The organism is Francisella halioticida (genome assembly GCF_002211785.1).
In the GTDB taxonomy this organism is placed as follows: domain Bacteria; phylum Pseudomonadota; class Gammaproteobacteria; order Francisellales; family Francisellaceae; genus Francisella; species Francisella halioticida.
This window is the reverse complement of the sequence record NZ_CP022132.1, coordinates 1,119,374-1,138,237: the sequence shown is the minus strand read 5'-3', so window position 1 is coordinate 1,138,237 and position 18,864 is coordinate 1,119,374. Positions and strand designations below refer to the sequence as shown.

Sequence of the window (18,864 nt, the reverse complement as noted above, 5' to 3'; positions counted from 1 at the left end):
ATAATAATATGTGGGCAATAATAGGTAGCAGTGGTTTTGAATCTTTTGATGACTTTGAAATTTTAGAAGAGTTATCAAGAGAAACTCCTTTTGGATTATGTTCTAATGGATTATTTAAAATAAAAATTGAAGGTCGAGAGGCTTTATTTTTAAATAGAACAGGTTTAGAAGAAAGCATACTACCACATCAAATAAATTATAAGGCAAATATATATGCTTTAAAAAAACATGGTGCTACTTCAATTATTGCACTATCTTCTGTTAGAAGTTTAAGGGATGAGTTAAAACCTGGTGATATGGTTATTCCATATCAGTTTATAGATAGAACAAAATCTCTGCGTGAATTCACATTTTGTGAGCAAGGACTTTTAAACTATGTATCTTTATCAAAACCTATTACAGAGAGTATTGCTGAAGAGGTAAGAGAGAAAAAACAAGAGTTTGAGTTTGATATTCATTTTAAGCAAAGTTACGTTTGTATAGAAGGTCCTCAGTTTCCTACAATAATGGATGCTAAATGTTTCCAAAGTATGGGTGGTGGTGTTATTGGAATGACAGCTTTTCCAGAGTTTGCATTAGCAAGAGAGGCTGGTCTTAATTATATAAGCTGTAATTTTATTGTAGATTATGTGCCGTGGTCATATGACGTCAAAAATTTATATAATGTTTTAGAGATAAGAGAAACTAATAATTTAAAAGCAGAAAAACTACTTAAATGGTTAGTGAATAATTTACCATTTTATGCTGAAAATGATTGTCATGAGCTTGGTATTGCTAGATATCTTTCGACACCAATTGATTCTTTACCTCCAAGTAAGAAAGCTTGGTTGAAAGTAATTGCAAAAGATAATTCAAAGCATGAGAAAGCTCGAGAAGCAGAAGTTCTTAAGAAGGTCCCTGATTTATATGGAGGTATTAAAACAATACCACCAAAACTACAAGACTTACTTACATTTATTGGTAAGTATGATCGTGAAGGTAGTAGGAAAGATCTTGAAGCAACAAGAAAAGCTGCGGCTTCATTAAGCCTGTATAGTTATGTGAAAGAACCTGTTGAAAATGTTGAGAATATTAAGATATCTCATCAAGATGGACATAGTATTCCAGTTAGAGTTTATAATCCTAATACTCAAGAGAAATTAAAAGTGATAATCTTCTCTCATGGAGGAGGATTCGTTTCAGGAACTTTAGATTCATTTGATGCTTTTTGTAGAAAACTTGCTTTGACAACCAATAGAGTTGTCTTTGCTGTAGATTATAGACTTGCGCCTGAACATAAATTCCCAGCAGGACTAAATGATGTTGAATGTGTAGCTGAGCATGTGTTTAAATACTACAAGAAATTTGAAATATCAAGAAAAGAGTTCACTCTAATGGGAGATAGTGCTGGAGCTAACTTGACAATATTGGCAACATACAATCTTTTACAAAGTGATAAAGCAAAAATATATAACAACATCATCTTATATCCATCAGTTGATTTATCTCATATGCCAACTAAATCTTTAGATGATTTTGAAAGTGGTTATATTTTAACTAAAGCAAAAACAATGTGGTATTCTGAATTATATGTGCCAGAAGGTTTGAATAGGCGTTCTCCAGAAATTTCTCCTTTTTATATTAAACAATTAGAAAATATGCCGCGTACTTTAGTTATGACAGCAGGATATGATCCACTAAAAGATGAAGGATTACTATTTGCTGAGAGACTTCTTAGACATAATGTTGAGGTACAACATTATCATTTTGATAGTTTAGTGCATGGTTTTATTAATTTCTCAAAACTTATCCCTAAAGAGATGGATGTTTTACACTCAAGAGTTGTTAAATTTCTTAGATAAATTTTAATTTTTATTTAAAGTTTCTTAAAAATTTTAATATATGACTTATGTTATTTATATAAGGTGATTTTATATTTATAGGCTATATTATAACAACATAGTAGTGTAAACTTCCCTAGGATAAAATATGACTATAGTAATGTTTAGATTATAGTTATATGGTTAAATATTAATATAAAGGTGGGGATTTTATGTCTCAAGCTATACTTTTTCTTAATGGTAAAATTGATTTGAGCTTTTGTAAGCAGTACATACAAAGCAACTTTTATAATTTACCAATTTTCTGTGCTGATGGGGCATATGGAAAAATAAATAAAGCTGATCAATTAAATTCAAAAATTAAAAAAGTAATTGGAGATTTTGACTCATCTGTAGCCGTAAATAATAAGCTGTTCTTAATTGATAAAGATCAATACTTTACTGATTTTGAGAAATCTCTTAATTATATAATCTCTCAAGGAGTATCCAAAGTATTTGTATTTGGTGCTTCCGAAGGGGAGATGGATCATTTTTTATGCAATATTTCTATAGCTAAGAATTATATGAAAAAAATTAATATAGAATTCATCGATAAATATTCTAGGTATTTTTTTATACCAAAAGAATTTTCGATAACTGATGTAAGAGGTAAAATGTTTTCAGTGATGCCTTTTGGATCTGCGCGAGATATATATTATAATGGTTTAAGATATCCTTTAAGCGGAGAGAGCTTAAGTATAGATACAACTACAGGTGCAAGAAATTATGCGACGGAAGATAAGGTTGACATATCATATTCTTTTGGAGATATTTTATTGTTTATATCGCATGCAAAATATGAGGATAGATTAAATGCTATTTTGTAATAATGCTAAAAAGCAGCTAAAGCAACAAGATGTTAATTTAAAAATAGAATTTGAGAAAGATAGTGACCGAGCTAATAAACTATCATTGACTCACGATGGTGTATATTTTGATTTTTCAAAAAATATTGTTAATGAGATAATCTTAACAGATTTGGTAAAATCAGCTGAAAATTCAAGACTGAAAGATAAAATCTCACAAATGTTTGCGGGTGAAAAGATTAACTCTACCGAAAATAGAGCTGTACTACATACCGCATTACGTGATTTTTCAGATTCCCCTTTAATTGTAGATGGTCAAGATATTCGCCAAGAAGTTAAACAAGAGAAACAACGCGTAAAAGAGCTTGTTGAAAAAGTCATATCTGGTCAATGGAAGGGTTTCTCTGGTAAAAAAATCACAGATATTGTAAATATTGGGATTGGAGGATCTGACTTAGGGCCTAAAATGGTCGTTAGAGCCTTACAACCTTACCATTGTACAGGTCTTAAAGTACATTTTGTGTCAAATGTAGATGCTGACTCATTATTACAAGCTCTTCATGTTGTTGAACCAGAGACTACTTTATTTATAGTAGCGTCAAAATCATTTTCTACGGAAGAAACTCTTTTAAACTCTACTTCATCTAGAGAATGGCTGCTTGACCATTATGAAGACTCTAAGGCTGTAGCTAATCATTTTGTTGCGATATCAAGTAAATTAGATAAAGTTGAAGAATTTGGAATAGATTTAGAACATTGTTATAAAATGTGGGATTGGGTTGGTGGTCGTTACTCGCTATGGTCATCAATAGGTATGTCGATAGCTTTTGCTATAGGTTATGATAATTTTGAGAAATTACTAGCTGGAGCATATTCTGTAGATAAGCATTTTAATGAAACTGATATTAGCAAAAACATTCCAGTTATGATGGGATTATTGGCAAGCTATTATTCTTGTGCTTATAATAGCCAATCTCAGGCTTTATTGCCGTATGATGAGAGGTTGTGCTATTTTGTAGATTATCTTCAGCAGGCTGATATGGAGAGCAATGGTAAATCTGTAAACCTACTTGGACAAACTGTTGATTATCAAACGGGGGTGGTTGTTTGGGGAGGTGTTGGTACAAATGGACAGCATGCTTTTCATCAATTATTGCATCAAGGAAATATTTTTATTCCAGTTGATTTTGTAGCTATTGCAAATAGTCATCATAATTATGAGAATCATCAAAAAGCTTTACTTGCGAACTGTTTTGCACAGTCTCAAGCACTAATGTTTGGACAATCGTATGATATGGTTTATAATGAGCTCTTAAATTCTGGTTTAAGTGAGTCCGAAGCTAAAGAGCTTACCCCTCACAAAGTAGTACCAGGTAATAGACCAAGTACTACTATTTTGTTAGAAGAGCTAAGCCCATATTCTCTAGGAGAGTTGATAGCATTATATGAACATAAAGTATTTGTTCAAGGCGCTTTATGGGATATTAATAGCTATGATCAATGGGGTGTTGAACTTGGTAAAAAGTTAGGAAAAAATATTTTAAAAGCTATGGATGATGGTTTATCGGATGAGTACAAACATTTAGATGAGTCAACTAAGCAGTTAATAGCTAAGGTGAAAAGTTAAATAATGATGTTGTCCAAAAAGAAAGGTTTCTCATTAGTTGAGGTTATGGTAGTTATTGCTATTATGACTATACTTATGATGGCTGCTATTAGCTCCTTTACTTTTTACTATAAAACATTTGCTGAGACTAGACTGACTAATCTACAGAAGCTTACCGAATATAGTGTTATTAGAGTGCGCTCTGATGGAGAAACCGTTATTGTGTGTGCTGCTGATGCAGAAGCAAGCTTTGATAAACAAGGAAAGCTTGATTCTAATACTTTTAAATGTTTTACAGGAAAGGATGATACAAGGTGGGGAGATAGACCGATAGTGGCTTTTGAAAGCCCTAACGGTAATATTATTTATAATGCTGCCAATGGAGATACTATTATTGGTAATCTTGGAGAAGGCCATGATGAAAATTTATATATAAATTTATCTGGTAATCCAAGCTATGTAAAAATTAGCCCTAATGGCTTTATGGCAACAGGAAATGGAAATATCACATATTGTGATAGGACTAATAAATATCAGGCTGCATTAATTATAAATTTAGTGGGTAGAGTGATCTATACAGATAGCCAGGCTAAAGAGAGTGGTGGACTATATACGTGTGAATAACTTTTATGTTTATTGATTAAAGGAGAATACAAAAATGACGAATGGTAGAATACCTATGACTCCAGCAGGAGAACAGGCTTTAAGAGTGGAGTTAGATCAGCTTAAGAAGGTTGAAAGACCAAGTATTATTGAAGCTATTGCTGAAGCACGTGAACATGGTGATTTAAAAGAAAATGCTGAATATCATGCTGCGAGAGAAAAACAAGGTATTATAGAGGGTAGAATTAAAGATATCGAATCAAAACTTTCTAATGCACAAGTTATTGATGTAACAAAAATTTCTGCTAATGGCATGGTTATTTTTGGATCAACTGTTACAGTGATGAATATTGATACTGAAGAAGAAACAACTTATAAAATTGTTGGTGAAGATGAAGCAAATATAGATAATCATAAAATATCTGTAGCAGCTCCTCTAGCTCGTGCTTTAATAAAAAAAGAAGAAGGTGATGAAGTCGCTTTAGATACTCCTAAAGGCAAGGTATCTTATCAGATTATTGAAGTAGAATATAAGTAATCGAGATAACATCCCTCTAACAATAAGTTCTTTATGAAAAAAATTATCATTAAGGGTGCAAAAACCCATAATCTAAAAAGTATCGATGTTGAAATACCTAGAGATAAATTAACTGTTATTACAGGACTTAGCGGTTCTGGTAAGTCATCTTTAGCTTTTGATACTCTATATGCTGAAGGTCAAAGAAGGTATGTAGAGTCTTTATCATCATATGCAAGGCAATTTTTATCAATGATGGATAAGCCCGAGGTTGAGCATATTGAAGGACTTTCACCAGCTATTTCAATAGACCAAAAGACAACTTCTCATAATCCAAGATCAACAGTAGGGACAGTTACTGAAATATATGATTATTTGCGAGTTTTTTTTGCTCGAGCTGGTACACCTAGATGTCCAATACATCAAATAGAATTAAAGGCTCAGACTATAAGTCAAATGGTTGATAAAGTTTTAGAGTTTGATGATAATTCTAGATTAATGATATTAGCACCTGTAGTTTCAGAGAAAAAAGGTACTCATCACACTTTATTGGATAAGATATTAGCCCAAGGCTATATTAGAGTACGAATTAATGGTGAGTTTTATAATCTTGATGAAGAATATCCAGAATTAGATCGTTATAAAAAACATAATATTGATGTTGTAGTTGATAGATTTAAACCTAAAAAGGATAACCAGCAGAGAATATCTGAGTCAATAGAGACAGCTCTTGATCTAGGTGAAGGTATTATTAGACTAGTAAATATGAGTGATGAAGATGTTCAAGATATATTATTTTCATCAAAGCACGCTTGTCCACTCTGTAATTTTGCTTTAAAAGAACTCTCACCAAGGATCTTTTCATTTAATAGTCCCTTAGGAGCTTGTAGTAGCTGTGATGGACTAGGTGTTAAAGAGTTTTTTGATGAGAAAAAAATTATTACAGATCCAAGTTTATCATTAAAAAGTGGTGCTATTGTTAAATGGAACAAAGCAAATCAATATTATTATTCACAGTTAGAATCTATAGCTACACATTATGGTTTTTCTTTGGATGAATTTTTTGAAAAATTACCGAAGAAAATACAAGATATTCTCTTATATGGTTCAGGAAATGAAACAATTAAGATGACCATTGACTCGATAAGAGGTGGTAGGCAAGTTAGGAACAAAACTTTTGAAGGGGTTATTCCTCATTTTGAACGTAGATATTATGAGTCTGACTCAGATATTGTCAAAAAAGATCTTTATGAGTTAATGAGTAATCTTAAGTGTAAATCATGTAACGGCGCTAGAGTTAATGAGTACGCACGTAATATATTTATAGCAGATAAGAATATCGCAGATGTCTGTGGCTTATCGATAGAAGATCTATTAAATTGGTTAGATGGTTTAAAGTTTATTGGTCAACAACAAGTAATAGCAGAGAATTTACTTAAAGAAATTAAATTAAGAGTACAGTTTTTAGAAAATGTTGGTCTAGAATATTTAAATCTTGCCAGACAAGCAGATACTCTTTCTGGTGGTGAGGCTCAGCGTATCCGTCTTGCTAGTCAAATAGGAGCAGGTCTTGTTGGGGTAATGTATATATTAGATGAACCATCTATTGGACTTCATCAAAGAGATAACCAACGTTTACTTGATGCATTGCATAATCTTAAGAGTCTTGGTAATACTGTAATAGTAGTTGAGCATGATGAAGATGCTATTCGTCAAGCGGATTATATAATCGATATGGGGCCAATGGCTGGTGTACATGGTGGTCAGGTTATAGCTGCAGGAAGTTATAAGACTATTGTTAATAATAAGAAATCTCTTACAGCTGATTATCTTAGTGGACGTAAGAAAATAGAAATCCCACAAAAACGACTAAAAGCAAGCAAAAATAGATACCTACAAGTAAAAGGGGCTACTGGAAATAATCTCCAAGGTAATGATTTAAAAATTCCAATAGGCGTGCTTACTTGTGTAACAGGTGTTTCTGGATCTGGTAAATCAACACTTATAAATAGAACACTATATCCTTTAGCTTCAAGATTATTAAACAGAAGTACTTTAGTGCCGATGGAATATCAATCACATAAAGGCTTTAATCATCTAGATAAAGTTATTGATATCGATCAATCACCAATTGGTAGAACTCCTCGCTCAAATCCAGCAACATATACCGGAGTGTTTACACCTATTCGAGAATTATTCGCAGCTACAGCAGAATCAAGAGCTCGAGGCTATAGCGCTGGTAGATTTAGTTTCAATGTTCGTGGCGGAAGGTGTGAGGCCTGTCAAGGTGATGGTGTTATTAAAGTGGAGATGCATTTCTTAGCAGATGTATATGTTGCATGTGATGTTTGTGAGGGTAAACGTTATAATCGTGAGACATTGTCTGTGCAATATAAAGGTAAAAATATTTATGAAGTCTTAGAAATGACAGTTGAAGAAGCTCTAGTATTTTATGATGCTGTACCGAGTATTAAGGCTAAATTAGAGGCTTTAGTGAACGTTGGCTTAACCTATATTAAATTAGGTCAGAGTGCTACGACATTATCTGGTGGAGAAGCACAACGAGTTAAGTTAGCAAAAGAGCTTTCTAAGCGTTCTACAGGTAAAACATTGTATATACTTGATGAGCCTACTACAGGTTTACATTTTTATGATATTCACCAGCTTTTGAAAGTAATTATGGATCTACGTGATAAAGGTAATACTGTAGTAATTATTGAGCATAATTTAGATGTTATTAAGGTGGCTGATTGGATTATTGATTTAGGGCCTGAAGGTGGTAATAAAGGTGGTCAAATTATATTTGAAGGAACTCCTGAAGGGATTGTGGAGTGTAAAAAGTCGTACACAGGTAAGTATATAAAAGAATTACTTTAACATAAAAATCTCTATGAGTTATTTCTAGTATTTTAATATAGTGGTACGGTTTTTTAGGATAGGTGTATCTAAGAGGATAAAATAGTTGTCTTAACTGATAAAAAGAAAAACATATGCACAAAAAAAGCTTAAGAAAGCATAGACTGAGCAAGAAATTCTAAAAAAGGCAGCAGCATACTTTGCAAACCAAAATACGTAAGGTATGCATTCATAACAAAGTCAAGCAGAAAACACAAAGTTACAACTAACTCTGATCATAATAAAAAATAACAGATAACTTGTTAGATCAGGACTTCAATGCTTAATATGTAAATCAAAAATGAGTTATTGATATTACATATATTCCTACCCAGAAAAGATAGTTATATTTATGCGTATATTATAAGATAGTGTTATGGATAAAAGAATGAAAGTAGGGCTGTATGTAGTGCTTTAAATATGGCATTGTTTATAAGGAATTTCCTATAGGTATAATCATTCATTCTGATAGAGGTTCACAGATAAGTTTCAAAAGCTAATAGGTGAAAATTGGCTATTATCAAGCATGAGCTATAAAGGTTGTTGTTATAATAATACTTGTGAGAGTTTCTTTGGAACTCTAAAAGTAGAATTAATTCATGATGAAAAATATGAAACTAGAGAAGATACTAAATCTTCAATATTTAAATATATAATGGACAATTAAGTTAACAAATGTCATAAATTGATGGGGTAGATCATTTTTAAATGCATCAGATAAGTATGGGATATTACTTGTATTGTTTATTAATAGAGGCTGTCTTTTTTTCGTGTATACTGCTTTAATGCTTATGTACGAAAACAAAAGAGGACATCCAATACTGTTGATTTTATAAAATTAGGGGTATCTATCTGACAGATGGTTGTGTGATCTACAGTAAATCTTTATTACTATAAGAGCATTACGGAGATTAAGAATTTTTGTTTTCTATATTAATTATATTTAAAATAATAAAGGTTATTAGCAAAATAATACATAATATAAGAACAATAAAAGGTATAAATAGAATACTTTTTTCTGTTAATTTCACAAGTAATACTGGTATAAAGGAAGCAAGTGTAATTCTATAATGTCCCCAGAAAAAGCTACTGATTTTAGAAAGATTTTTATTCCTAGATGTTAAACTTAACTAGATAAATTAGGAAATAGATAAATGAGTAAAAAAAGAGTAACGTATACAGCTGATTTTAAAGCTAAAGTAATTATAGAATTGCTAGAAGGCGATATGACAGTTAATGAGATAGCAAGTAAGTATGATTTACTTCCTAAAAACGTGCATAATTGGAAGCAGCAATTTTTATCTAATGCTTGCTTAGCATTTGATAAAAGCTCTGTTGTTAAGGAGTATAAGCAGGAAATAGATGAGCTTAGAAAAGATAAAGATGCAACAAGTAAAGAACTAGGCGAGGTAATAGTAGAGAGGGATTTTTTAATGGGAAAGCTAAAAAGCTTGGTATCATCAAATGATAGAGTAAACTCTGTAGATACTAAGCTAGAATTATCTTTAAATAATCAGCTTAAACTATTATCTGTATCTAAGAGTGTGTACTATTATACACCAATATCAAAATTTAGTAGTAATGATGATATTAAACTATTAAATGCAATAGATTTGATACATACTAAACATCCATATTATGGTACGAGAAGGCTAGTAAAGTTGCTAAATAGATTAGGATTTATAGTTGGAAGGAAGCTAATCAAAAGTGCTATGGAATTCATGGGTATTAAGGCATTGTATCCTAAAAAAAAGACAACTGTCATTAATAAGCAACACAAGAAATATCCATACTTACTTAATGTATTTAAAAATGAGACGAATCAGGTTGTTATAGATAAAGCTAATAAGGTATGGAGTGCTGATATCACGTATATTAGACTAGAATGTGGGTATGCATATTTAGCAGCCATAATAGATTGGCATAGCAAGAAAACACTAGCTTGGAAGATTTCTAATACTATGGATACACATCTAACAACTAGTGTGTTAAAAGAAGCGTTATTTAAATATGGTAAACCTGATATCTTTAACTCTGATCAAGGAACTCAATATACAGCAAAAGAGCATATTAAAATATTATCTGATAATAAAATAAATATATCTATGGATGCTAAAGGAAGATCTATAGATAATATTGCAATTGAGAGATTTTGGAGAACACTGAAATATGAAAATGTTTATCCGGCATCATATATAACTATGAAAGAGGCTAAAGTAGGTATCAAAGAATATATTGATATTTACAACAATGAAAGACTACATTCTAGTATTGGATATATGACTCCTGATGAAGTATATTCTGGTATTTTAGATGCTGCATAAAAGCAAGGAATAAAAATATTTTATAAAGTGGTATTGAATAACAGGGACAGTTTAAAAACATAGCTGTAAGTATTGTAAAAATAAAGGTTTAAAAGGATTGTTTACAAGTGGCTGTAAAGAAAAATACTAAGGTATGTCCAAATTATGCATCAAAAAAACAAAGAGAAAAGGGAAATAAATAGGCATTCAACATTATAAATGTAAAGTCTCTGGAGTATCATTTAGCTCAAATAGACAACCTAAAAAGCTTATAAAAATTTTATTCTATAAATATATATTTAAATATTAAACCTATGCAGATTTAGCTATTGAATATGATAAGACTAAAAGATGAGTTTATATTCAAATTCATAGCCATGAAATACCAAAAAAAAGATCATAATCCTAGAGTTGTAACACTAGTCTGTGATACCACTTTTTATGGTAAAGAAAAGGGCAAATTAGCCACAGTATTTTTCCATGATACGATAGAAGATGAAATTTTACTTTGGAGATATGTAGATACAGAAAAGTCTAGATACTATAAAGATATGTTAGAAGAGTTATTTAAATTTACAATTTTATCAGAGATATTTTAGTTTTAACTTCTATGTATGATGAAGTATATACAATTATTTAACAAAACAACTAGCTAATAAGCGATTTTTTTAATATAGTATACTAGTCAAAAATTAGGTTTTAAAAATTTAAAGAAAAATAGGGTAAAAATAATTATATGGCACAAAATAATGATAATAAAAATAATATGTTAAAAAATATTATTTTTTGGGTTTTGATCATTGGTGGAATGTTGTTACTATTCAATGGTATTAATGATACAAGATCATCATCTAATAGTTTAGATTATTCATCTTTTGTATCAAAATTAAAAGATAATCAAATAAGCTCCGTTGATGTTGATGGTAGAACTATTAAAGGTAAAACAACCTCTGGTGAGAGTTTTGTAACTTATGCACCACTTTTGGATGGAAGGTTAGTTAATAAGCTTGAAGATAGTAAAGCCACAATAAAAGCTAAAGCACCAGAAAAACCAAATTTATTTTTAGCATTTTTACTAAACTGGTTACCAATGTTGCTAATATTTGGTTTTTTCATATATATGATGGTAAAAGCTGGTGGTGGAAGTAAAGGTGGGCCATTCTCTGTTGGTAAGAGTAAAGCAAAATTACTTGGCGAAGACGAGATCAAAATAACTCTAGAAGATGTTGCAGGTGTTGATGAAGCAAAACAAGAAGTTGCTGAGATTGTTGATTTTTTGCGTGAGCCAAAAAAATATGAAAAAATTGGCGGTAAGATTCCTAAAGGTGTATTGATGGTTGGGCCTCCAGGTACTGGTAAAACTTTATTAGCTAGAGCTATTGCAGGTGAGGCAAAGGTACCTTTTTTCTCAATTTCAGGTTCTGATTTTGTTGAAATGTTTGTTGGTGTTGGTGCATCGCGTGTACGTGATATGTTTGATCAAGCTAAGAAAAAGGCGCCTTGTTTAGTATTTATTGATGAGATAGATGCTGTTGGAAGACATCGTGGTTCTGGTATGGGCGGTGGTAATGATGAGAGAGAGCAGACTCTTAACCAAATGCTTGTAGAAATGGATGGTTTTGCTGACAATGAAGGTGTTATTGTAATTGCTGCTACGAATAGACCTGATGTTTTAGATAGAGCATTATTAAGACCTGGTAGATTTGATAGACAGGTTGATGTTGGGTTACCAACTGTAAAAGGTCGTGAAGCAATATTAAAAGTACATATGAAAAAAGTTGCTCTTGGTGATGATATTCGACCAGATTGGATTGCTCGTGGTACTCCTGGATTTTCAGGTGCGGAACTTGCAAATCTTGTAAATGAAGCAGCTTTATTTGCTGCTAGAGATTCTAAAGAAATAATATCTATGGCTGATTTTGAGAAAGCGAAAGATAAGATCTTAATGGGATCTGAAAGACGTTCTATGGCTATGACAGAGAAAGAGAAAAAGCTAACAGCTTACCATGAAGCTGGTCATGCTATAATAGGTAGATTAATGCCAGAACATGATCCTGTCTATAAGGTAAGTATTATACCAAGAGGTCGAGCTCTTGGTGTAACTATGTATATGCCAGAAGGTGATACTGTTAGCCAAAGTAGGTTAGTACTTCATGGTCGCTTATGTAGTATATTTGGTGGTAGAATAGCAGAGGAACTTATCTTTGGTTATGATTATGTGACTACAGGGGCTTCTAACGATATTCAAGTAGCTACTGACATTGCGCGTAATTATGTGGCTCGTTGGGGTCTTTCTGATTCTATGGGTACAATTTTGTACGATGTTGAAGATGATGGACCATTTGGTGGCAGTGGTGGAAAATCTGTTAAGCTTTCTGACTCTACTATAAGAGAAGTTGATTCAGAAGTTCGTAAATTGATAGAAGCAAGTTATACAAAAGCAAAAAAACTTCTAGAAGAAAACATAGATATTTTACATTCTATGGCGGACGCACTAATAAAATATGAAACTATAGATGCAATGCAAGTTGATGATCTAATGGCACGACGTGATGTACGTGAACCAGGAGACTATGGAGATAGCTATAAGCCAAAAGAAGAAGATGCTAAAGTTATAGCTCCTATTGCAGATGATCAGGATGATTCAAATAATACCTCCCCGAAGGAAAATCTTTAATATATTAAAAATAAATGTAACTTGTATAAGTTTACTTTTTCATATAAATTTAGAATAATTAATTATATAAATATATTAGAAAAATAAGAAAATTTTTCTAATTATGCTAATATAAACCAAGAGTTTTAGATTATTACAATTAATAAGGAAAGAGATATGTCATTACCTACTCCTCATATAGAAGCACAAACAAAAGAAGAGTTTGCAAAAACAGTAATAATGCCTGGAGATCCATTAAGGGCTAAATATATAGCGGAGAATTATTTAGAAAATATCACAAGGGTTAGCGCTGTTAGAAATATGTATGCTTATACAGGCACCTATAAAGGCAAAAAAGTAAGCATAATGGGTTCTGGTATGGGTATGCCAAGTATGGGTATCTATGCTTATGAGCTTTTTAAATATTATAATGTTGAAAATATTATAAGAATAGGTTCTGCAGGCTCATATAAAACTGAATTTGAAGTATATGATGTTGTTTTAATTGATGAAAGCTACGGTGAATCTGACTATATAAAAATTACTACAGGCAATAATGTTCGTAATGTCTCTGCTAATAAAGAACTAAATGAAAAACTAGTAAGCTCAGCAGAAAGATTAGATGTTGAGCTTAAAGTTGCAAAAGCGCATTGTAGTGATGTGTTTTATAGAAAAGATACAACTGACTATAAGCAAATAGTTAAAAACCATAAATGTGGATTAGTAGAAATGGAAACAGCTGCATTATTTGCTACAGCTAATGAACTTGGTAAAAAAGCAGCAGCAGTTGTTACTATTTCCGATAGCTTCGTCACGGGTGAATCTACTACTTCAAAACAAAGGGAGCAATCATTTACACATATGATGGAAATTGCTTTAGAAACTGTTGACGAGAAATAGTTATAACTTTAATTCTTTTTTTAATTTTTCAATTGCTTCTTTCGTATTCTTATTTATTTGTTTAGGTTTTCCTTTATGAGGCTTACTATAGTCTATAATCATATCTATTTTATTAAGTTGTGAGAAAAGAGTGTTTTTATTTAATCTGCAAACAAACTGGTCATGGAGTTCTTTGAGTTTTGATTTTAATATCTCTCTATGACTTTGTAGGATGATTTTTTTTGGAGAATAAAAAACTATTTCTGTTTCATTTAAGTATGGTAGATTTATCTTTTTTAACTCTTTATTTGCAACTTCAATAGTTATTTTTAAGTGTGAGGCTTTACTTATAAGCTCCTTACTTGAAAAAGTAGAATTAGTTATCTTTTTTCGAGTTTTATGAGAGTTAATTTTAGCGATTTTTTCAGGGACTATTTTTATGCTCATTATTTAATAAACTCTTTTTGCGTTATCTAACTGAGAATAAAATATTTGAGTCGCTTTGTCTATAGCTACTAATCTACCTTGTTTTGAGCATGCTTTAACTTTATATTGTTTTGGATATATTTGCCCTGAGATATTGTCAGATACTTGAAGTTCGATTTTATTATCTAAACAATAGCTTTGATCTTTATAAGTGTTATTATAGTTTTCTAATTTTAGAGTAATATAAATATTTGCAGAAGTTTTGTTATTTAATATTATGTAATTGTTGACCTTTAAAAACTTTTCTAAAGAGCTATAAAAAAATCCACTATTTTGTTTATTTATATATATATGAATACTTCTTTTTAGGTTTATAAGTTTATTTTCAATATTATTTAGTTCTATCATTTGCTGATCAATATTTATACTAGGAGATAGGATTAACAAGGTTCTAAAACTACTTTTGATAATTTTAATATTACTACTGACATCTTGAGTTATATCAAACCTATATAAAGAGCTTTTATTTTTAGTATTATTTAAGAATTTAGTTGCTTGGTAAATATTACTTCTTATTATATTTTGTAAATTATTAATAGTTTGTGTTCTATTGATTTGTAATTCAACGTAATAAGTATTATAAGACTTTGCTTGATTGGTAATATTATAGTTAGGAATATTGAATTTAGCAGTTTGTGTGGTAATTTGTTGAATTAGTTTTTGCGAAATATTATTATCATTTATAATATTTTCAAAGCTTGTAGTTGAAGAGATCATAATTTGTAGCCTTTGAGTCATGTCTACGAGGGCATTATTCGTTGCTTGATTTAAAGTCTCGCCTGTTCCAAAACCATATAGAAGCTCATCAGAGTTATTTTGTCCTGTTATAAACCAGATAGGGGTTATTGATTTATATCTATCTATATTTTTTGATGTTTTTTGGATATCTATTTTTACTTTATTATGACTAAAATTGAGTGGATTATAATACTCACGTGAAGTACTACATCCTAAAAGTGCTAAGCTGATTAAGCTAATGAATAAATACCTCATTATTATGAGTTTGTTTACAGTTGTTTATAAATATTGTATCTATCTTAATTTAAATTTCTTATAAACTCTATATAATGTATGTTCATAATAGTATATTTATATAAGTTTTTATAAGAGAGCTGGTTAAATAACAATGTTAAGTTTAGTACAAAAAATTATTGGTAGTCGTAACGATAGATTTATAAAGAAAATTTCTAAAACAGTTGAGAATGTTAATTTGCTTGAGTCTGAAATTGAAAAGCTATCAGATGAGCAAATTAGAGGAAAAACAGTTGAATTTAAAGAAAAAATTAGCAAGGGTGAAACTTTAGAAAGATTATTGCCAGAAGCTTTTGCAGTTGTTAGAGAAGCAGCTAAAAGAACTAAAAATATGCGTCATTACGATGTTCAGCTAATTGGTGGTATAGTTCTACATCAAGGTAAAGTAGCTGAGATGAGAACTGGTGAAGGTAAAACACTAGTTGCTACATTACCAGCATATTTAAATGCTCTAACAGGTGAAGGTGTTCATGTAATCACTGTAAATGACTATCTTGCAAAACGTGATGCTGAGTTGATGAGTGAAATCTATGAATTTCTTGGTATGACTGTTGGTGTAATCGTTGCTGATCTAGATCCAGAACAACGTAAAAAGTCTTATGCTTGTGATATTACATATGGTACAAACAATGAATTTGGTTTTGACTATCTTAGAGATAATATGGCTTATGAAAAAGAGCAACAGGTTCAAAGAAGTCGTAATTTTGTAATTATAGATGAGGTTGATTCAATCTTGATTGATGAAGCAAGAACTCCTCTTATAATTTCTGGGGCTTCTGATGATAGTTCTGATATGTACAATCTTTTTAATAGCTTAGTTCCTTTCTTACAAAAACAGGATAAAGAAGAAGTTGAAGAAGACCAAGAGCAAAAAGATTTTTATGTAGATGAAAAATCTAAAAATGCATATTTAACAGAAAAAGGTTATGCAAAGATTGAAGGTATGCTTAAAAAAGATGGTACACTTGAGGAAGATGATAATCTTTATAGTCCACATAATATTATAAAAATGCATTATTTAAATGCTTGTTTGAGAGCACAGTCACTATATCAACTAAACGTTGATTATATAGTACGTGATCAAGAAGTTATAATTATAGATGAAAGTACAGGTAGAGCAATGCCTGGACGTAGGTGGTCAGATGGTCTACATCAAGCTATTGAAGCAAAAGAATGTGTTAAAATAAATGCTGAAAACCAAACAATGGCATCTATTACTTTTCAAAACTTTTTTAAACTATATAATAAAATTGCTGGTATGACAGGTACTGCTGATACAGAAGCCTTTGAGCTTCATTCTATCTACAATTTAGAAGTTATAATTATACCAACAAATAAACCACTAATTAGAAAAGATCATCATGATGAGATATATGGTAGTGTTAGAGAGAAATTCGATGCTATAGTTGTTGGTATTAAAGAAAGAGTATCAAAAGGTCAGCCAATATTAGTTGGTACTGCATCTATTGAAGCATCAGAAGTTTTATCAACTTTACTAAATAAGAAAAAAATCAAACATAATGTCCTAAATGCTAAACAGCATGAAAAAGAAGCTGGTATTATTGCTATGGCAGGTTATCCTGGTAATGTAACGATTGCTACAAATATGGCAGGTCGTGGTACTGATATTATCCTTGGTGGTAATTGGGAAGTTGAGATTGCTGAATTAGAAGATGCTACAGAAGCAGATATTACTAAAATCAAAACTAACTGGCAAGAGCGTAATGAGACTGTCAAAAAGGCGGGTGGTTTATGTATCATAGGTTCAGAACGCCATGATTCACGTAGAATTGATAATCAGTTAAGAGGACGTGCTGCTCGTCAGGGTGATCCTGGAGAGAGTAAGTTTTATCTATCTATGGATGATAATCTTTTAAGAATTTTTGCATCTCAGGGCATGGCTGAGAGAGTTAAAAAAGGTCTTAAAGGTGGTGAATCTTTAGCTTTTGGATTTATGTCAAAAGTGATCTCTAAAGCTCAAGGTAAAGTTGAGAACTATCATTTTGATATTCGTAAGAACATTTTAGAATATGATAATGTTGTTAATACTCAGCGTAAGGTTATATATGAGCAAAGACAAGCTTTCTTAGATGCTGATGATGTCAATGAAATTCTAGCAGATATCCGTATAGATGTGGCTGAGCAGTTATTTCATGATTATGTTCCGGCTGGATCTATGCATGAGTTATGGGACTTAGAAGGTTTAGAAAAGGCTCTTAAAGCTGATTTTATGATAGAAGTCTATCTACAGAAGCTATATCAAGATGATGATAATATAGGCGAAGAAGATCTAAAAGAACTTGTAAGAGAAGCAATAACTCTAGAATTTACTGAAAAGACAAAAGAGCTAGAATCAGATGCAGTTATGCAGTTTGAGAAATTCTCATTATTACAAGGTTTAGATAATCATTGGCGTGAGCATTTAAGCTCGATAGATCATTTGCGTAATAGTATTAATCTGCGTGGCTATGCGCAAAAAGACCCTAAGAATGAATATAAGAAAGAAGCCTTTGAACTTTTCTCAAGTATGCTTGATAGCTTTAAATATGAAGTTATATCATCTTTAGCTAAGATTAGAATATCTACAGAGGAAGAAACTCAACGAGCTCAAGAAGAGTGGAAAGAGTCTATGGGCGATATCAAAGCAGAACATGAAAGTGTCATTGATAATAATCAAAGAGAAGACGAACAAGATGAGCAACAAGAGGAAATTCCTAAAGTTCAGCAAGTTAAAAGAGACGGTCCTAAGATAAAAAGAAATGACCCTTGTCAATGTGGTTCTGGTAAAAAATATAAACAGTGTCATGGGAAAGTAGAATAATTTTTAAAGGAATTGTAAATTTCTATGATCAAGTTAAAGCTTCATAATCCTTCTTAGAATAATAATTTCAATCAGAATCTCTCAGAGTCTACAAAATGTTTTAGGTAAACTGTCCCAAATTGACGGGGTAGATCAGATATAGAGATGCTGGAGATGGTAATGATATAGTTAAGGCCCTAAATGGAGGTGATAATACTATAGAAGGTGGATCTGGTAATGATAGGATAGAAACAGGAGCAGGTTCAGATAAGTTATCAGGAGGCTTAGGTAACGATACTATTAAAGCTGGAGCTGGGGTGATATTGTCACTGGTGGATTAGGTAATGATGATATTGTTGGAGATCTTGGTAATAATGTCATTAATTATAATCTAGGCGATGGTTTTTATACGATCAGAGCAG

At 31.4% G+C, this 18,864-nt stretch carries 15 protein-coding genes; 13 read left to right on the top strand and 2 right to left on the bottom strand.

The window, feature by feature from the left end; translation table 11 throughout:
- Window positions 1-8: 8 nt before the first annotated feature.
- The 11 genes from CDV26_RS06110 to deoD all read left to right on the top strand — a co-directional run bounded on the left by CDV26_RS06110 (window position 9) and on the right by deoD (window position 14,145).
- The gene (locus CDV26_RS06110) at window positions 9-1,841 is read left to right on the top strand and encodes an alpha/beta hydrolase fold domain-containing protein (protein WP_088772524.1); all 1,833 of its coding nucleotides are present in this window, start codon (window positions 9-11) and stop codon (window positions 1,839-1,841) included.
- A 191-nt stretch (window positions 1,842-2,032) separates the two neighbouring features.
- A complete protein-coding gene (locus CDV26_RS06105; RefSeq protein WP_088772523.1) occupies window positions 2,033-2,686 on the top strand; it encodes a thiamine diphosphokinase in 654 nt (217 codons plus the stop codon).
- Window positions 2,673-4,292 carry a glucose-6-phosphate isomerase gene (gene pgi / locus CDV26_RS06100; protein WP_088772522.1) on the top strand — a complete coding sequence of 540 codons (1,620 nt, stop codon included), beginning with the start codon at window positions 2,673-2,675 and terminating at the stop codon, window positions 4,290-4,292. Before CDV26_RS06105 ends, pgi begins: the two co-directional genes overlap by 14 nt.
- Window positions 4,293-4,295: 3 nt before the next feature.
- Window positions 4,296-4,895, top strand: coding sequence for a type II secretion system protein (locus CDV26_RS06095; protein WP_088772521.1), 600 nt, complete (start codon window positions 4,296-4,298; stop codon window positions 4,893-4,895).
- 34 nt (window positions 4,896-4,929) lie between these two features.
- Window positions 4,930-5,412, top strand: coding sequence for a transcription elongation factor GreA (gene greA / locus CDV26_RS06090; RefSeq protein WP_088772520.1), 483 nt, complete (start codon window positions 4,930-4,932; stop codon window positions 5,410-5,412).
- Between the two features lie 33 nt (window positions 5,413-5,445).
- A complete protein-coding gene (gene uvrA / locus CDV26_RS06085) occupies window positions 5,446-8,268 on the top strand; it encodes an excinuclease ABC subunit UvrA (RefSeq protein ID WP_088772519.1) in 2,823 nt (940 codons plus the stop codon).
- A 544-nt stretch (window positions 8,269-8,812) separates the two neighbouring features.
- Window positions 8,813-8,953 carry an IS3 family transposase gene (locus CDV26_RS06080; RefSeq protein ID WP_088772518.1) on the top strand — a complete coding sequence of 47 codons (141 nt, stop codon included), beginning with the start codon at window positions 8,813-8,815 and terminating at the stop codon, window positions 8,951-8,953.
- Window positions 8,954-9,440: 487 nt separating this feature from the next.
- Window positions 9,441-10,610: an IS3 family transposase gene (locus CDV26_RS06075; RefSeq protein ID WP_088772517.1), complete on the top strand. Its 1,170-nt coding sequence runs from the start codon at window positions 9,441-9,443 to the stop codon at window positions 10,608-10,610.
- A gap of 314 nt (window positions 10,611-10,924) precedes the next feature.
- Entirely contained in the window at window positions 10,925-11,188 is a 264-nt protein-coding gene (locus CDV26_RS06070) for a hypothetical protein (RefSeq protein WP_088772516.1), read from the top strand.
- 137 nt (window positions 11,189-11,325) lie between these two features.
- The gene (gene ftsH / locus CDV26_RS06065; protein WP_169709719.1) at window positions 11,326-13,266 is read left to right on the top strand and encodes an ATP-dependent zinc metalloprotease FtsH; all 1,941 of its coding nucleotides are present in this window, start codon (window positions 11,326-11,328) and stop codon (window positions 13,264-13,266) included.
- Between the two features lie 156 nt (window positions 13,267-13,422).
- The gene (deoD, locus tag CDV26_RS06060; protein ID WP_088772515.1) at window positions 13,423-14,145 is read left to right on the top strand and encodes a purine-nucleoside phosphorylase; all 723 of its coding nucleotides are present in this window, start codon (window positions 13,423-13,425) and stop codon (window positions 14,143-14,145) included.
- Here the strand turns inward: deoD and CDV26_RS06055 are convergent, their stop codons facing one another.
- Both CDV26_RS06055 and CDV26_RS06050 read right to left on the bottom strand, forming a co-directional pair.
- Entirely contained in the window at window positions 14,146-14,571 is a 426-nt protein-coding gene (locus CDV26_RS06055) for a hypothetical protein (RefSeq protein ID WP_088772514.1), read from the bottom strand.
- 3 nt (window positions 14,572-14,574) lie between these two features.
- Window positions 14,575-15,603 carry an LPP20 family lipoprotein gene (locus CDV26_RS06050; RefSeq protein ID WP_088772513.1) on the bottom strand — a complete coding sequence of 343 codons (1,029 nt, stop codon included), beginning with the start codon at window positions 15,601-15,603 and terminating at the stop codon, window positions 14,575-14,577.
- Window positions 15,604-15,736: 133 nt separating this feature from the next.
- Here CDV26_RS06050 and secA point away from each other — a divergent pair, with 133 nt between their 5' ends.
- Window positions 15,737-18,463, top strand: a complete 2,727-nt coding sequence (gene secA / locus CDV26_RS06045; protein WP_088772512.1) for a preprotein translocase subunit SecA — start codon at window positions 15,737-15,739, stop codon at window positions 18,461-18,463.
- A gap of 131 nt (window positions 18,464-18,594) precedes the next feature.
- The gene (locus tag CDV26_RS14020) at window positions 18,595-18,783 is read left to right on the top strand and encodes a calcium-binding protein (protein WP_088773467.1); all 189 of its coding nucleotides are present in this window, start codon (window positions 18,595-18,597) and stop codon (window positions 18,781-18,783) included.
- Window positions 18,784-18,864 lie beyond the last annotated feature (81 nt).

Excerpts from the sequence above, each read along its gene's own strand:
- CDV26_RS06110 (WP_088772524.1), top strand. The coding sequence starts at position 9 with ATGTGGGCAATAATAGGTAGCAGTGGTTTTGAATCTTTTGATGACTTT.
- CDV26_RS06105 (WP_088772523.1), top strand. The coding sequence starts at position 2,033 with ATGTCTCAAGCTATACTTTTTCTTAATGGTAAAATTGATTTGAGCTTT.
- pgi (WP_088772522.1), top strand. The coding sequence starts at position 2,673 with ATGCTATTTTGTAATAATGCTAAAAAGCAGCTAAAGCAACAAGATGTT.
- CDV26_RS06095 (WP_088772521.1), top strand. The coding sequence starts at position 4,296 with ATGATGTTGTCCAAAAAGAAAGGTTTCTCATTAGTTGAGGTTATGGTA.
- greA (WP_088772520.1), top strand. The coding sequence starts at position 4,930 with ATGACGAATGGTAGAATACCTATGACTCCAGCAGGAGAACAGGCTTTA.
- uvrA (WP_088772519.1), top strand. The coding sequence starts at position 5,446 with ATGAAAAAAATTATCATTAAGGGTGCAAAAACCCATAATCTAAAAAGT.
- CDV26_RS06080 (WP_088772518.1), top strand. The coding sequence starts at position 8,813 with ATGAGCTATAAAGGTTGTTGTTATAATAATACTTGTGAGAGTTTCTTT.
- CDV26_RS06075 (WP_088772517.1), top strand. The coding sequence starts at position 9,441 with ATGAGTAAAAAAAGAGTAACGTATACAGCTGATTTTAAAGCTAAAGTA.
- CDV26_RS06070 (WP_088772516.1), top strand. The coding sequence starts at position 10,925 with ATGATAAGACTAAAAGATGAGTTTATATTCAAATTCATAGCCATGAAA.
- ftsH (WP_169709719.1), top strand. The coding sequence starts at position 11,326 with ATGGCACAAAATAATGATAATAAAAATAATATGTTAAAAAATATTATT.
- deoD (WP_088772515.1), top strand. The coding sequence starts at position 13,423 with ATGTCATTACCTACTCCTCATATAGAAGCACAAACAAAAGAAGAGTTT.
- CDV26_RS06055 (WP_088772514.1), bottom strand. The coding sequence starts at position 14,571 with ATGAGCATAAAAATAGTCCCTGAAAAAATCGCTAAAATTAACTCTCAT.
- CDV26_RS06050 (WP_088772513.1), bottom strand. The coding sequence starts at position 15,603 with ATGAGGTATTTATTCATTAGCTTAATCAGCTTAGCACTTTTAGGATGT.
- secA (WP_088772512.1), top strand. The coding sequence starts at position 15,737 with ATGTTAAGTTTAGTACAAAAAATTATTGGTAGTCGTAACGATAGATTT.